Source organism: Streptomyces sp. NPDC050121, from assembly GCF_044460385.1.
Lineage (GTDB): Bacteria > Actinomycetota > Actinomycetes > Streptomycetales > Streptomycetaceae > Streptomyces > Streptomyces soliscabiei.
In genome coordinates this window covers 183,233-197,523 of the sequence record NZ_JBITJV010000017.1, presented here as the reverse complement: position 1 = coordinate 197,523, position 14,291 = coordinate 183,233, and the positions used below count along the sequence as shown (strand labels likewise).

Annotated in this window: 11 protein-coding genes and 1 rRNA gene; 6 read left to right on the top strand and 6 right to left on the bottom strand. The window is 72.1% G+C overall.

Annotated elements, in window-relative coordinates; translation table 11 throughout:
- Positions 1 to 166 precede the first annotated feature (166 nt).
- A 5S ribosomal RNA gene (gene rrf / locus ACIBTS_RS25845) occupies positions 167 to 283 on the top strand.
- Positions 284 to 376: 93 nt separating this feature from the next.
- Here the strand turns inward: rrf and ACIBTS_RS25840 are convergent.
- The 5 genes from ACIBTS_RS25840 to ACIBTS_RS25820 form a co-directional block, all read right to left on the bottom strand.
- Positions 377 to 1,687: a DUF58 domain-containing protein gene (locus tag ACIBTS_RS25840; protein WP_399322462.1), complete on the bottom strand. Its 1,311-nt coding sequence runs from the start codon at positions 1,685 to 1,687 to the stop codon at positions 377 to 379.
- Positions 1,687 to 2,676 carry a MoxR family ATPase gene (locus tag ACIBTS_RS25835; RefSeq protein ID WP_099936741.1) on the bottom strand — a complete coding sequence of 330 codons (990 nt, stop codon included), beginning with the start codon at positions 2,674 to 2,676 and terminating at the stop codon, positions 1,687 to 1,689. Before ACIBTS_RS25835 ends, ACIBTS_RS25840 begins: the two co-directional genes overlap by 1 nt.
- On the bottom strand, positions 2,676 to 3,872 hold the full coding sequence (locus tag ACIBTS_RS25830; protein ID WP_399322460.1) for a DUF4350 domain-containing protein: 1,197 nt from the start codon (positions 3,870 to 3,872) through the stop codon (positions 2,676 to 2,678). The genes ACIBTS_RS25835 and ACIBTS_RS25830 overlap by 1 nt, the downstream gene beginning before the upstream one ends.
- Positions 3,869 to 4,585, bottom strand: a complete 717-nt coding sequence (locus tag ACIBTS_RS25825) for a DUF4129 domain-containing protein (RefSeq protein WP_399322481.1) — start codon at positions 4,583 to 4,585, stop codon at positions 3,869 to 3,871. The genes ACIBTS_RS25830 and ACIBTS_RS25825 overlap by 4 nt, the downstream gene beginning before the upstream one ends.
- Before the next feature lie 133 nt (positions 4,586 to 4,718).
- A complete protein-coding gene (locus ACIBTS_RS25820) occupies positions 4,719 to 6,086 on the bottom strand; it encodes a glycerophosphoryl diester phosphodiesterase membrane domain-containing protein (RefSeq protein ID WP_399322458.1) in 1,368 nt (455 codons plus the stop codon).
- Between the two features lie 140 nt (positions 6,087 to 6,226).
- Here ACIBTS_RS25820 and mtnA point away from each other — a divergent pair, with 140 nt between their 5' ends.
- On the top strand, positions 6,227 to 7,372 hold the full coding sequence (gene mtnA / locus ACIBTS_RS25815; protein ID WP_399322456.1) for an S-methyl-5-thioribose-1-phosphate isomerase: 1,146 nt from the start codon (positions 6,227 to 6,229) through the stop codon (positions 7,370 to 7,372).
- 25 nt (positions 7,373 to 7,397) lie between these two features.
- Here mtnA and ACIBTS_RS25810 read toward each other — a convergent pair whose 3' ends face one another.
- Complete coding sequence (locus ACIBTS_RS25810) at positions 7,398 to 8,291, bottom strand: GNAT family N-acetyltransferase (RefSeq protein ID WP_399322480.1); 894 nt, start codon at positions 8,289 to 8,291, stop codon at positions 7,398 to 7,400.
- 208 nt (positions 8,292 to 8,499) lie between these two features.
- Between ACIBTS_RS25810 and mtrA the strand changes: the two genes are divergently transcribed.
- The 4 genes from mtrA to ACIBTS_RS25790 all read left to right on the top strand — a co-directional run bounded on the left by mtrA (position 8,500) and on the right by ACIBTS_RS25790 (position 14,269).
- Positions 8,500 to 9,189, top strand: a complete 690-nt coding sequence (gene mtrA, locus ACIBTS_RS25805; protein ID WP_187283109.1) for a two-component system response regulator MtrA — start codon at positions 8,500 to 8,502, stop codon at positions 9,187 to 9,189.
- A 1-nt stretch (position 9,190) separates the two neighbouring features.
- Entirely contained in the window at positions 9,191 to 11,335 is a 2,145-nt protein-coding gene (gene mtrB / locus ACIBTS_RS25800; RefSeq protein WP_399322455.1) for an MtrAB system histidine kinase MtrB, read from the top strand.
- 40 nt (positions 11,336 to 11,375) lie between these two features.
- Complete coding sequence (locus ACIBTS_RS25795) at positions 11,376 to 13,157, top strand: LpqB family beta-propeller domain-containing protein (RefSeq protein WP_399322479.1); 1,782 nt, start codon at positions 11,376 to 11,378, stop codon at positions 13,155 to 13,157.
- Between the two features lie 146 nt (positions 13,158 to 13,303).
- The gene (locus ACIBTS_RS25790) at positions 13,304 to 14,269 is read left to right on the top strand and encodes a ComF family protein (RefSeq protein ID WP_399322453.1); all 966 of its coding nucleotides are present in this window, start codon (positions 13,304 to 13,306) and stop codon (positions 14,267 to 14,269) included.
- Positions 14,270 to 14,291: the final 22 nt, after the last annotated feature.

The window sequence follows — 14,291 nt, the reverse complement described above, 5'->3', positions numbered from 1 at the left end:
GTTGATAGGCCGGATGTGGAAGCCCAGTAATGGGTGAAGCTGACTGGTACTAATAGGCCGAGGGCTTGTCCTCAGTTGCTCGCGTCCACTGTGTTGGTTCTGAAACCACGAACAGCCCCATGCCCATGGTCACGGGTGTGGTGCGGCTGAAACAGTTTCATAGTGTTTCGGTGGTCATAGCGTGAGGGAAACGCCCGGTTACATTCCGAACCCGGAAGCTAAGCCTTACAGCGCCGATGGTACTGCAGGGGGGACCCTGTGGGAGAGTAGGACACCGCCGAACAAATATTGAGGAAACCCCCGTGCCATTCGCACGGGGGTTTTCTGCGTTTATGGTTGTCTGGACGGGCTCTCCTTCGGGAGAGCCCGTTTTGCGTTACAGGCGGCCTGCTGCTTTTAGTGCCAGATAGGCGTCTGCCAGTGCAGGGGCGAGCTCGCTCGGTGTCGCGTCGACGACGGTGACGCCGTGGCGGCGGAGTTGCTCGGCTGTGCGATGGCGTTCTGCCTGAGCCTGGGCTGCGGCTGCGGCCTCGTACACAGCGTCGGTGTCGCCGCGGGACGTGGCCATGCGGGCGATGCGCTGATCGGCGACCGAGGCCACCAGGACGGTGTGGCGTTGGGTGAGCTGAGGGAGGACGGGCAGGAGGCCTTCCTCGACCGGGGCGGCGTCGAGCGTGGTCATGAGGACGATGAGGGAGCGGCGGGGAGTCGTGCGGAGCGCTGCTGCCATGAGGCCGCGCGCGTTCGTTTCGACCAGTTCGGGTTCGAGCGTGGCCATGGCATTGACCAGGGATGGAAGAACGTCCCGTGCGGTCCGGCCCTGGACCAGGGCGCGTACGCGGCGGTCGTAGGCGAGGAGGTCGACTCGGTCGCCGGCGCGCGATGCCAGCGCGGCGAGGAGGAGGGCCGCGTCCATGGAGGCGTCCAGGCGGGGAGCGTCGTCGACGCGTCCCGCTGAAGTGCGGCCGGTGTCGAGGACCAGGAGGATGTGTCGGTCCCGTTCGGGGCGCCAGGTGCGGACCGCGACCGTGGAGTGGCGGGCTGTGGCGCGCCAGTCGATGGAGCGGGTGTCGTCACCAGGAACATATTCGCGCAGGCTGTCGAACTCTGTGCCTTCGCCGCGGGTCAGGACGCTGGTCCGGCCGTCGAGTTCGCGCAGGCGGGCCAGCTTCGACGGGAGGTGCTTGCGGCTGGTGAACGGGGGGAGGACCCGCACGGTCCAGGGGACCTCGTGGGCGCCCTGGCGGGAGAAGAGGCCGAGGGGGCCGAAGGAGCGGATCGTGACGCGATCGGTGTGGTGGTCGCCGCGGCGGGTGGGGCGTAGGCGGGTGGTGAGGCGGCGGCGTTCGCCGGGCGGGATGGTGAGACGGTGGCGGGAGGCCTCCGTCTCCGTTCCCGGCTGCCAGCTGCTGGGGGGCCAGGCGTCGCGGAGGTGGGCGCGCAGGGGGCGGCGGGACGGGTTGGTGATCGTGAGGGTGACGTCCGCCGGTTCGCCGAGGCGGGTGGTGGTGTCGCCGGAGCGGGTCAGGCCCAGGCGGCGTACGGGGGCTGCGAGTGCGAAGTCGCAGGCGCAGGCCACGGCCAGGGGGGCGTTGACCGCGAGGATGCCCGTCCAGCCGGGGTCCCAGATGCCGACGGGGAGGGAGCCGAGGGCCGCGAGGAGCGCGGTACGTCCGGTGAGTGCCATCAGCGGGGGACGGGGACGTGGGTGAGGATCGCGTTGATGACGGAGTCGGCGGTGACGCCTTCCATCTCGGCCTCCGGGCGGAGTTGTACGCGGTGGCGGAGAGTGGGGAGGGCGAGGGCTTTGACGTCGTCGGGAATGACGTAGTCGCGGCCGGTCAGCCATGCCCACGCACGTGCTGTGGCGAGGAGGGCGGTCGCGCCTCGCGGGGAGGCGCCCAGGGTGAGGGACGGGGATTCGCGGGTGGCGCGGCAGATGTCGACGACGTAGGCCGTGATCTCGGGGGAGATCGTTGTTTTGGCGACGGCCGCCCGGGCCGCTTCGAGGTCGGCCGGGCCTGCGACGGGGCGTACGCCGGCGGCGTGCAGGTCGCGTGGGTTGAAGCCCTCGGCGTGGCGGGTGAGGACGTCGATCTCCTCCTGGCGGGAGGGGAGAGGGATCGTCAGTTTGAGGAGGAACCGGTCCAGTTGGGCTTCGGGGAGGGGGTAGGTGCCCTCGTACTCGACGGGGTTCTGGGTTGCCGCGACCAGGAAGGGGTCGGGGAGGGCGCGTGGGGTGCCGTCGACGGTGACCTGGCGTTCCTCCATGGCTTCGAGGAGGGACGACTGGGTTTTCGGCGGGGTGCGGTTGATTTCGTCGGCGAGGAGGAGGTTGGTGAAGACGGGGCCGGGCTGGAAGGAGAACTCGGCGGTGCGGGTGTCGTAGACGAGGGAGCCGGTGACGTCGCTCGGCATGAGGTCGGGGGTGAACTGGACGCGTTTGGTGTCGAGTTCGAGTGCGGATGCGAGGGCGCGGACGAGCAACGTTTTGGCCACTCCGGGGACTCCTTCAAGGAGAACGTGTCCGCGGCAGAGGAGGGCGACGACGAGGCCGGTCACGGCGGGGTCCTGGCCGACCACGGCCTTGGCGATCTCGGCGCGCAGGGCTTCCAGGGAGGCTCGGGCGCGGCCCGGGTCCCCGGTGGTCCCGGCGTTGTCAGTGGTCGGGTCCATCATGGACGGCGTACCTCTCTTTCGAGGGCGTCGAGTTGGTCGGCGAGCGCGATCAGGGCCGCGTCGTCGCCGGGGGGCTGGCCGAAGAGGAGGGAGTGCAGGGACTGTCCGTCTCCGTGGAGGTGGGCGGACAGGGCGGGGATGAGTGCCTCGGGCGCGTGCGCCTGGGTGACGGGGACGCCTAGGAGAGGGGCGAGGCGGGTGCGGGTGGTGGAGCGAAGAGCGGCGGCCGCGCGGTCGCGGGCGGCTGCCTTGCGGTAGAGGCGGGCGCGGCCTTCGACGGTTTCGGAGGCGCGGATCGCCACGGGGAGTTTTTCGGGCACGAGGGGGCCGAGTCGGCGTGCCCGCCAGAGGGCGGCGAGGGCTGCCGCGACGAAGAGCTGCAGGGTGCCCCAGATCCAGCCGGAGGGGAGCAGGTCGAGGAAGCCCTTTTCGTCGTCCGGGTCGGCGGCGGAGGTGTCGGAGAGCGAGGGGAGGTACCAGACCAGATGGGTGCGGGAGCCGAGGAGTTGGAGGGCGAGCGAGGCGTTGCCCTGCTTGTCGAGGCGGTTGTTGTAGAGGATGTCGGGCGCGCCGAGGACGACGGTGTCGCCGTCGCCGGAGGCGTCCGGGATACGGAGGAGGGTCGCCAGGCGCTCGCTGGGGTAGCACTCGTCGGTGCCGAGGTGGCGGGTGGTGTAGCGGATGCCGCCGGTTTCCGCGGCGCCGGCGCCGCGGGCGGCGGGCAGGGTGCAGTCGGGGGAGAGCGTGGAGCCGTGGTTGGTGGCCGGGTCCGCGGTCACGCCGGGGGCGAGGGTTCCCACGGACGAGCTGCCGGGGGCGATGAGGACGGTGCGGCCGCCGGAGTCGGCGATCGCCGCGTGCAGCTCGTTTTGTTGACGTTCCGTCAGGAGGTCGGGGGTGGCGACGAGGAGGGTGGTGGTGGGGCCTGCCGCGGTGCGGGCGTCGGCCAGGGTGTCGACCACGCGGGTCGACACGCCGTGGTTGGTGAGGAGTTCGGCGATCGCGCGGCTGCCGTAGGGGTCGGCGGAGCGGGGGTCGAGGGCGCCGTGGCGGGCGTCGGACTGGAGCGCGGCGAGCGTGACGGCTCCCGCCAGGAGCAGTACGAAGGCGAGAGTGAGTCCTCGCGCGCGGGTCCACAGCCGCAGGGCGGTGGGCGAGGACGAGGTGGAGGGGAGCGTGGCCTCGGTCGTCACTCGGCGGCTCCCTGGCGGGCGGGGTGGGCCGTGGTGTGGGTGCTGCTCGCCGCCAGTTGGGGTTTGGTGCGTTCCAGGTCGAGGTCGAGTTCGGCCATCTGCCTGTACGACTGCTCGGTCGCACGGCGGCCGCCGTATGTCACGTCGTCGAAGTCGCGGGCGGCGGTGCGCAGTCGGTCGGTGTGGGCGGGCAGGGTGCGGCCGGCTTCGTCGGCGGCTTCGTCGGCCGTGCGGCCTGGGCGCGTGTCGAGGAGGGCGCGTTCCTCCAGGGAGCGGACGATGGCGCGCATGCGTTCCTGGACGGCCCTGTTCCAGTGGCCCTGGGCGGCGTGTGCCTCGGCGGCGGCGCGGTGTTCGGCGGCGCTGCGGGGGCGGTCGTCGAACAGGGCGGCGGCGGAGGAGGGTTGGCGGCGCGGGGTGCCCAGGCGCCACCATAGGGCGCCGGCGACGGCCACGACGGCGAGGACGACGACCAGGAGGCCGAGTGTGCCGCCGGGGGTGGCGGTCGAAGCGGTGTCGAACAGGTCGCCGATCCAGTCCCACAAGGTGTCCAGGGCGCGTCGGAACAGGCTCGGGTCGTTCTGGTGGTACAGGTCCTTGGACAGCTCGCGGCGGGCCGCCTCCCGCGCGGGGTCCCGGGGGATGGTCACCGGCGGTTCGTCGCCGGAGCGGGCCAGTGACAGTACGGTGCCGTCGCCGCCCGCCCGCAACAGGGCTTGCGCGGCCCGGCCGGCGGCGCGGGAGAGGGCTGCCGCGGGTGCGTCGGTGAGGCCGGGCAGCGCCCGGACGGGCAAACCGCCCGGGCGCGGTACCGCTATGAGAACTCCCCCCGCCGGGATCACCGCATCAGCTCCCCGGGGTGGTGCCGGGAGTGGGGGAGCCGTAGCCCTGGAGGCCTGCGGCGCGGGCCAGATCGAGGTCGAGGGCCTCGCGGCGGATGCGCTGGTCGATATAGAGCAGCACGATGACGCCCGCCGCGATCGGGAAGGTGATCATGGAGCCGATGACCGAGCCGATGCCGCTGACGATCAGGTAGGTCCAGCCGTAGTCGCCGCCCGCCTCGACCATGCCGCCGACGCCGCCGTCGCTCAGGGCTGCGCCGAGGAGGGCGAAGGGGACGACGACGATCATCGCGACGATGTTCGCGATGATGAGGGCGAGCAGCTGGATGCCGAAGACGCGCCACCAGGAGCCGCGGGTGAGCTTCGCGGAACGGCCGAGCGACTTCTTGATGCCCTGCTTCTCCAACATCAGCGCGGGCGAGGCGAGGGAGAACCGGATCAGCAGCCACAGCACGAGGACGATCGAGCCGAGGATGCCGAAGGCCATGAGCGCGTCACCTGCGTCGGAGTTCCCGGCGGCGCCCACGAGGATGCCCGGCAGCAGACAGGCGAGGACGACGCCGGCGGTGATGAGCATCAGCAGGAGGATCAGCCCGAACAGCCGGGGTACTTGGGGGCGGGCGTCGCGCCAGGCTTCCTTGAGAGTGACGGGTTTGCCGAGCACGGCGCGGCTGGTGACGGCCGTGAGCAGGGCGGTCGCCGTGATGGTGCCGAGGAGCGTGATGAGGAGGACGGGGCCGGAAGCGCGCATGGCGTCGCCCATGGCGTTGAGCTGCTCGTCGACGGTGGCGGCCGGGTCGCCGAGGGCGGCGGTGTCCGTGGAGCCGTCGAGGATCAGGCCCTGCAGCAGGACGACGAAGACCTGGGTGACGATCGCGACGGTCAGCGAGATGCCCAGGACCGTGCGCCAGTAGGTGCGCATGGTGGCGACGGCGCCGTCGAGGATCTCGCCCACGCCGAGCGGGCGCAGCGGGATCACGCCGGGCTTCGCGGCGGGCGGGGGGCCGCCCCAGCCCCCGGGAGGGCCGTAGCCGCCGTAACGGCCGTAACCGCCGTGTCCGGCGGGGCCGCCGGGGTGTCCGCCTCCCGGTCCGGCGGGCGGGTGGGGGCCCCAGCCTGGGCCGGGCGGCGGGGGTGGCGGCGGTGGCGGGGCCTGGCCGGGGTTCTGGGGGCCTGTGGGCGCCGACCACTGGCCGGGCGGCGGCTGTTCCTTGGACCACTTCGTGCCGGGGCTCGGTGGGTTCGCGTCCGGCTGGTCCGCGGGCTGCTGCCAGGCGGGCCGGTCGGTCGGCTCGGCGGGGTGGGACGCGCCGGGCTCCTGTCCGTCGGACGGGGCGGATCCGGGCGAGGCCCAGCCCGGAGTGTCTTTCATCGTCGCTCCTTCACGGTGCCCGTCCGCGGTCGCGGCGGCAGGTTGGGAGCCATCGTGCCATGGGGTGCTGACCGGGGGACCGGCCGCGGTATGGGCCGCACATCTTCAATGGTCCGTCGGATAGTGGGCAGACTGACCGCATGGCTGATCAGTACGTGCAATCCGGCGAGGGCAAGCGGCCGACCGAGGCCCCGGCGCTTCGTTGGGAGGAGCCGCCAGAAGGTCCCGTACTGGTTCTTCTCGACCAGACGAGACTGCCGACCGAGGAAGTCGAACTGGTGTGTACGGACGCGTCCGCGCTGGTGGAGGCGATCGGCTCGCTGGCCGTGCGGGGAGCGCCGTTGCTCGGGATCGCCGGGGCGTACGGTGTCGCGCTCGCCGCCGCGCGCGGCTTCGACGTGGACGAGGCCGCGAACGCGCTGGCGGGGGCCCGGCCCACCGCGGTGAACCTGTCCGTCGGCGTGCGCCGCGCCCGGTCCGCGTACCAGGCGGAACTCGCCCGCAGCGGCGACCCGGGACAGGGCGCGCTGGCGGCGCTGGCGGCCGCGCGCCGGCTGCACCGGGAGGACGCCGAGGCCAGCGCCCGGATGGCCGGGCACGGGCTGGCACTCCTCGACGAGCTGCTGCCCGGCGGCGGACACCGTGTCCTCACGCACTGCAACACCGGCTCGCTGGTGTCGGGCGGGGAGGGTACCGCGTTCGCGGTGGCGCTCGCCGCGCACCGGGCGGGGCGGCTTCGCCGGCTGTGGGTCGACGAGACGCGTCCGCTGCTGCAGGGCGCTCGGCTCACGGCGTACGAGGCCGCGCGCAACGGCATGGCGTACACCCTGCTGACGGACAACGCGGCGGGTTCGCTCTTCGCGGCGGGCGAGGTGGACGCGGTGCTGATCGGGGCGGACCGGATCGCGGCCGACGGATCGGTGGCGAACAAGGTGGGGAGTTATCCGCTCGCGGTGCTCGCGCGCTATCACCATGTGCCGTTCATCGTGGTGGCGCCGGTGACGACGGTGGATCCGGAGACGCCGGACGGGGCGTCGATCGAGGTGGAGCAACGTCCCGGGTTCGAGGTGACGGAGGTCACGGCACCGCAGGCGCCGGTGACGGGAGCGGGAGGAGGGATTCCGGTGGCGCCCTTGGGGACCCAGGCGTACAACCCGGCGTTCGACGTGACGCCGCCGGAGCTGGTGACGGCGATCGTCACGGAGGAGGGCGCGATATCGCCGGTGACGGCCGATGCCCTTGCCGAGCTGTACCGCAGGGCGCGCCGGGGCGGGGACCGGCCCTGACCGGACCGGCCCGCGGCTGCCGGCGTCATGAGCGTGCGGGTTGGTTGGCGATCAGGAGGGTCGTGCCGGCGGGGCGGAAGCCGAGGCGGGCGTAGATGCGGGCAACGGCCTCCTTCGCGTAGGCCAGGAAGATCGTGTCGACGCCGTGGTCGCGGGCGTGGGTGACCAGGGCCGATGTCACGGCGGCGGCCAGACCCTGGCGGCGGGCTGAGGGCAGGGCGCAGACGCCGCCGATCTCCGTGGCGCCGGTCGCCGGGTGGTAGTGGCCGGCGGCGAGCGGGGTGCCGTCCGGGGCGAGGGCGGCGACGAGCGTCTTGTGTCCGGCGCGGATCGTGGGGCGGACCATGGCCACGGTGCCGTCCTCCGTCAGCTCCTCGGCCAGCCTGGACAACTCCGTACGGTCCGCGGGGCGCGCTGGGTTTGATGGGATCGATGGGGCCGATGGGTCCGTGGTGCGCCTGGGCTCCGTGGCGAAGGCCAGGCGGGGCAGGGCGAGGACTGCGGGGAGGGCGGGATCGTCCGCGGTGAGCGCACGCAGCGCCACGCCGGTGGGAAGGGGCTGTGGAGGGAGTGCGCGACGGGGAGCGAGAACCATCAGCGGGCGGCGCAGTACGGGCAGGCCGGCCGCCTCGATACGGGCCCGCAGCGTCGGTGCCGACTCGGCCAGCCATTCGAAGGCCTCCGGCACACCGAGCTCACGCTGGCGGGCCCGCACCCGGGCGATGTCGGCGGAGCCGATACAGGCCGCGCCCTCCGCGCTGGGCCGGGCGTGGCTCGGACCGCCGTAGTACGGGGCACCCGGCTCCCTGCGTACGAACAGTCGCAGCGCACCGAAGTCCTCGGCGTCGGCGAAGAGGAGGGGCACGGTGGCGTAGTACCGCTCGATGCGGTCGCGCAACGGGTCGCTCATGCGGCGCATCCCATCACCGAGACCGCCGCGCCGCACCGCGATTTTCACCGGCATCACCGCCTGCGCCGGCCCGGGCGCCGCCGCGCACAGAGGCACTGACATCAGCCGCTGACATCGGCTATGGAGGACGGGGGCAGACAGTGACGGTCCCGTACGACTATCGTCACTGGCCGGTGACCCTGCTCACCTGGGCAACCTTCACCGTTATGAGAATGGGATGATGTCGTTTATGAAGGGACGAGTCCTTGTCGTCGACGACGACACCGCACTGGCCGAGATGCTCGGCATCGTGTTGCGTGGTGAAGGTTTTGAGCCGTCTTTCGTAGCCGACGGTGACAAGGCGCTGGCTGCTTTCCGTGAGGCGAAGCCCGATCTGGTGCTGCTGGACCTGATGCTGCCCGGCCGGGACGGCATCGAGGTGTGCCGCCTGATCAGGGCGGAGTCCGGCGTGCCGATCGTGATGCTCACGGCGAAGAGCGACACAGTCGACGTGGTCGTCGGGCTGGAGTCCGGCGCCGACGACTACATCGTGAAGCCGTTCAAGCCGAAGGAGCTGGTCGCCCGGATCCGGGCTCGGCTGCGGAGGTCGGAGGAACCGGCGCCCGAGCAGCTCGCCATCGGCGACCTCGTCATCGACGTGGCCGGCCACTCCGTGAAGCGGGACGGGCAGTCGATCGCGCTGACGCCGCTGGAATTCGACCTGCTGGTCGCGCTCGCGCGCAAACCCTGGCAGGTGTTCACCCGCGAGGTGCTCCTGGAACAGGTGTGGGGCTACCGGCACGCCGCCGACACCCGCCTGGTCAACGTGCACGTCCAGCGGCTGCGCTCCAAGGTCGAGAAGGACCCCGAGCGACCCGAGATCGTGGTGACCGTCCGTGGCGTCGGATACAAGGCAGGACCCAGCTGACATGTCCGGGGACAGTGCCGCTTCGGCTCCCGGCCGGTCCGGGGCCCGACCGGAGCGGCCTGTCGGCCGTAAGACACCGGGTTCACGCTTTGCCCGCCTCCTCGAAGGCGGACTGCTGCAAGGCGGGGTACAGGGCAGCCCCGTCCTACGGCTGCTGCTGCGCTGGGTACGCCGGCCACTGCTGCCCGTCATGCGGCTGTGGCGGCGCAACATCCAGCTCAAGGTCGTCGCCACGACCCTGCTGATGTCGCTGGGCGTCGTCCTGCTGCTGGGCTTCGTCGTCATCGGGCAGGTCCGCAACGGCCTGCTGGACGCCAAGGTCAAAGCGTCCCAGAGCCAGGCCACCGGCGGATTCGCCGTGGCCAAGCAGAAGGCCGACGAGGCCTCCAGCGCCGTCGCGGACGACGGGACCCCGCCGGGCAGCCGCGCCTCGCGGAATGTCAGCGAATGGATGAGCGAGCTCGTGCTGTCGCTGTCCAGCGGCGGCCAGGGCGCGTTCGACGTGGTCACCCTGCCCTCCGGCGACGACAGCGGCGGCTACGGACCGCGCGCCTCCGGCTTCGTCGACCCCAACAAGAGCGTCCCAAAGAACCTGCGCGAACGCGTCAACACCAGCACCGGTGCGGTCCAGAGCTACTCCCGCATCATCTACCTCAGCGACAAGGAGTCCCAGCCCGCCCTGGTCATCGGCAAGCAGGTCAGCGACCCCAACGAGGACCCGTACGAGTTGTACTACCTCTTCCCGCTCACCCAGGAGGAGAAGTCGCTGAGCCTGGTCAAGGGCACCCTGGCGACCGCCGGACTCTTCGTCGTCGTCCTCCTCGGGGCCATCGCCTGGCTCGTGGTGCGCCAGGTCGTCACACCCGTGCGGATGGCCGCCGGGATCGCCGAACGGCTCTCCGCGGGACGACTGCAGGAGCGGATGAAGGTCACCGGCGAGGACGACATCGCCCGCCTGGGCGAGGCCTTCAACAAGATGGCCCAGAACCTCCAGTTGAAGATCCAGCAGCTGGAGGACCTGTCGCGGATGCAGCGGCGCTTCGTGTCCGACGTCTCGCACGAGCTGCGGACGCCGCTGACGACCGTCCGCATGGCCGCCGACGTCATCCACGACGCCCGCGTCGACTTCGACCCCGTCACCGCGCGGTCCGCGGAACTCCTCGCCGACCAGCTCGACCGGTTCGAGACGCTCCTCGCCGATCTGCTGGAGATCAGCCGCTTCGACGCCGGCGCCGCCGCCCTGGAAGCCGAACCGATCGACCTCAGGGAGGTCGTGCGGCGCGTCGTCAGCGGGGCCGCCCCGCTCGCCGAACGCAAGGGCACGACCGTACGCGTCATCGGCGACCAGCAGCCCGTCGTCGCCGAGGCCGACGCCCGGCGCGTGGAGCGGGTGCTGCGCAACCTGGTCGTCAACGCCGTGGAACACGGCGAGGGCAAGGACGTCATCGTCAAACTGGCCGCCGCGGGCGGCGCCGTCGCCATCGCCGTACGCGACTACGGCGTCGGGCTCAAACCCGGCGAGGCCACCCGCGTCTTCAGCCGCTTCTGGCGCGCCGATCCGGCACGCGCGCGTACCACCGGTGGCACCGGCCTGGGCCTGTCCATCGCCCTGGAGGACGCCCGACTGCACGGCGGCTGGCTGCAGGCCTGGGGCGAGCCCGGCGGCGGCTCCCAGTTCCGGCTGACGCTGCCCAGGACCGCCGACGAGCCGCTGCGGGGCTCGCCGATACCGCTCGAACCCAAGGACTCCCGCCGCAACCGCGGCGAACGCGACGACGCAGGCCGCCCGCGCGGCGGAGGCGAGAAGAGCGCCACGGTGCCGGTGCAGCCCGCCAGTGAGCAACTGTCGGCCGCCCGTGCCCCGCTCACACCCCGCATGACCAGCGTGGCGCCCACCGCCGACCCGACGGCCCTGCCCGGCAACGGCGCACGCGTCGTGCCGCGGACCGCCCCGGGCACGGGAAACGGACGGCGACCCGACGAACCGTCCACGACCCGGGCCGCGACGGAGACAGCACAGGGCGAGGACCCGGAGCCGTCCGGAACGGCGGACCAGGGTGACACGGCACTGAGGGGGACTCCGGACCGGCGGGCAGCCGCCACGGAGAGCTCGGACGACCAAGGGGAGGCATTCCGTGGGCGCTGAACGGCGCAAGGGGGTAGCCCGGCGCACGCCGGTGCGCACGATGGCGTACGTCGCCTGTGGCGCCGTACTGCTGGCGGGGTGCGCCTCGATGCCCGACAGCGGCGACCTGCGCGGCGTCGAATCCACACCGCGCCAGGACCCCCAGGTGCGCGTGTTCGCGATGCCGCCCCCGGACGACGCACAGCCCCAGGAGATCGTCCAGGGCTTCCTCGAGGCGCTCACCAGCGACGACCCGAGCTACTCCACGGCACGGCAGTACCTGACCAACAAGGCCGCCCAGAAATGGGAGCCCGAACGCTCCACGACGGTCCTCGCCGACGGACCGGCAACCGTGGCCGGACCCACCGGAAGCCGGGACGACGGCAACGACTTCTCGTACGTCCTGACCGGCACGAGAGTCGCCGTCGTCGACGCCCAGCAGTCGTACACGCCCGCCTCGGGCAACTACGGCCAGACGGTCCACCTCACCCGTGACAAGAAGACCGGACAATGGCGCATCGACGCGCTCCCCTCGGGCGTCGTCATGGGCAAGTCCGACTTCCAGCGCAACTACGTGTCCGTCAACAAGTACTACTTCGCCTCCAACACCGCCGCCGACGCCTCCGGACAGCCCATGGCCGTCGCCGACCCCGTCTACGTACGGGAACGCGTCGACCCCATGACGCAGATGGTGCGCAGTGTGCTCACCGGACCCACCAGCTGGCTGCGCCACGTCGTCAGATCCAGTTTCCCCACGGGCACCGCACTGCCCAAGGGCACCTCGCTCGCACCCGACGACCAGAACAAGCTCACCGTGCCGCTGAACGACAAGGCGGCCCACATCGGGCGCGGCAAGTGCGACGAGATGGCCGCCCAGCTGCTGTTCTCCCTGCAGAGCCTCGCCCCCACCATCGAAGAGATCGCGCTTCGCGCGGGCGGCACACAACTGTGCAGCCTCGCCGCGGACCGGGCCGCGGCCGTCGCCGCACGCGGCTCGCAGACCAACCCCGGCTACCTGTACTTCATCGACGGCCAGCACCGCCTCGTCCGCATGACGAGCGGCAGCGGCAACACCCGGGCCGAGGCCGTGCCCGGAGCGCTCGGCGACGGCGCCAAGGCACTGCGCTCCGTCGCCGTGGCCCGCGACGAACACAGCGCGGCCGGAGTCGCCCTCGACGGCAAGACGCTCTACGTCACCTCCACCGTGTCGGGCAGCTCCATCGGCGACCCCGTACTGCAGAGCAAGGGCAAGACGGAGACCGACCGGCTCACCACCCCCAGCTGGGATGCCCAGGGCGACCTGTGGGTGGCCGACCGCGACCCCGGTCGCCCTCGGCTGCTCCTGCTGGCGAAGGGCGGCGGCCAGCCCCTGGAGGTCCTCACGCCCGGACTGGACGGCCGGATCAACGCCGTACGCGTGGCCGCCGACGGGGTGCGGATCGCGCTCGTCGTGGACAAGGGCGGCAAGCAGTCCCTGCTCATCGGGCGGATCGAACGCGGCGCGGGCAGCGGCGAGAAGCCGTCCGTGTCGGTCCAGGAACTGCGCTCGGCGACACCGGAATTGGAACAGGTCAGCGCCATGGCGTGGGCCGGGGACAGCCGGCTCGTGGTGGTCGGCCGCGAGGCCGGCGGCGTGGAGCAGGCCCAGTACGTGCAGTGCGACGGCTCGATCCCCGAGGCCGGCACACTTCCCGGCCTCACCGAGGTCACCAGCATCGCCGCCTCCGAGGACAGCGACACCCCGCTGTTCGCCACCTCCAAGGACGGGCTGCTGTGGCTGCCCGGCGGGAGCGGCTGGCGAACCCTGAAGGAAACCGCTTCCACCGTGTTTTACCCCGGATGATTTTTTTCCAGCGGGAGTGACGCCGGGCGGGCTGTGAGATCGCCTCAGGTCCGCCGTCCCGGGAGTTTTCCACAGCCTCTCGTTCATGGTTCCAGGGTTTTCCACAGGGGTGGTGAGCCGCTCCGGACAGGGGCACAGTGGTCGACGTGGAAAGCGTTCGCAGGTGGTGGCAGGAACTCGCAGGCCTGGTGCTGCCCGCCGACTGCGGGGGCTGCGGAAGCGCACGTACGGTGCTCTGCCCGCAATGCCGTACGGCGCTGAGCGGGGCCGCGCCGTTTCGGGTACGGCCGACGCCGGAACCGCCAGGGCTGCCCGCCGTGCACGCGGCGGCCCGGTACGCCGACGAAGTCCGGGCCGTCCTGCTCGCCCACAAGGAACGCGGCGCGCTGGCGCTGACGCGACCTTTGGGTGCGGCGTTGGCGGGGGCTGTGCGGGCGGGGGTGGGGGAGGCGGGGGAGGGGGTGGGGGTGGGGGAGGCCCCCCAGTCCCCCGGAAGCCTGCTGCTCGTCCCCGTCCCCTCCGCCCGTGCCGCCGTGCGTGCCCGTGGGCATGATCCGGCGCGGCGGATCGCGCTTGCGGCGGCCGGTGAGCTGCGGCGGGCCGGGATGCCGGCGCGGGTGGCGGCGGTGTTGCGGCAGCGGCGGCCGGTGGCCGACCAGTCGGGGCTCGACTCCCGGCAGCGGCTGGCCAACCTGGTGGGCGCGTTGGCGGTGGTGCCCGGGGGCGCGCGGGTGCTGCGCGGCGGTCCTGTGGTGCTTGTCGACGACCTGGTGACGACGGGCGCTTCGCTGGCGGAGGCGGCGCGCGCGGTACGGGCGTCGCTGTCGGCGTCGGTGCCGCCGTGGTCGTCGGCGGACCAGGAGAGGCGGCCGGAGGTGGCGCGGGGGCGGGCGGCATGGCGGGGGCGCCCGGGTGAGGGGGAGCGTTGGGAGGAGATGGGGGGCGGGATGGGTGGTGAAGGGGCGGCGGCGGTGTACGGGGGTGTCACCAGGGAAGGCAGACAGGTGAAGTCGTTCGGAGTGAGGGAGACAGCCGCGGGCGGTGCCGCTGACGTGCTGTGCGCGGCCGTGGTCGCGGCCTCGCCGGACTCTTTCGAAATAAACCGGAACTGAGTGAGAACTTGCGTCGTTGCAG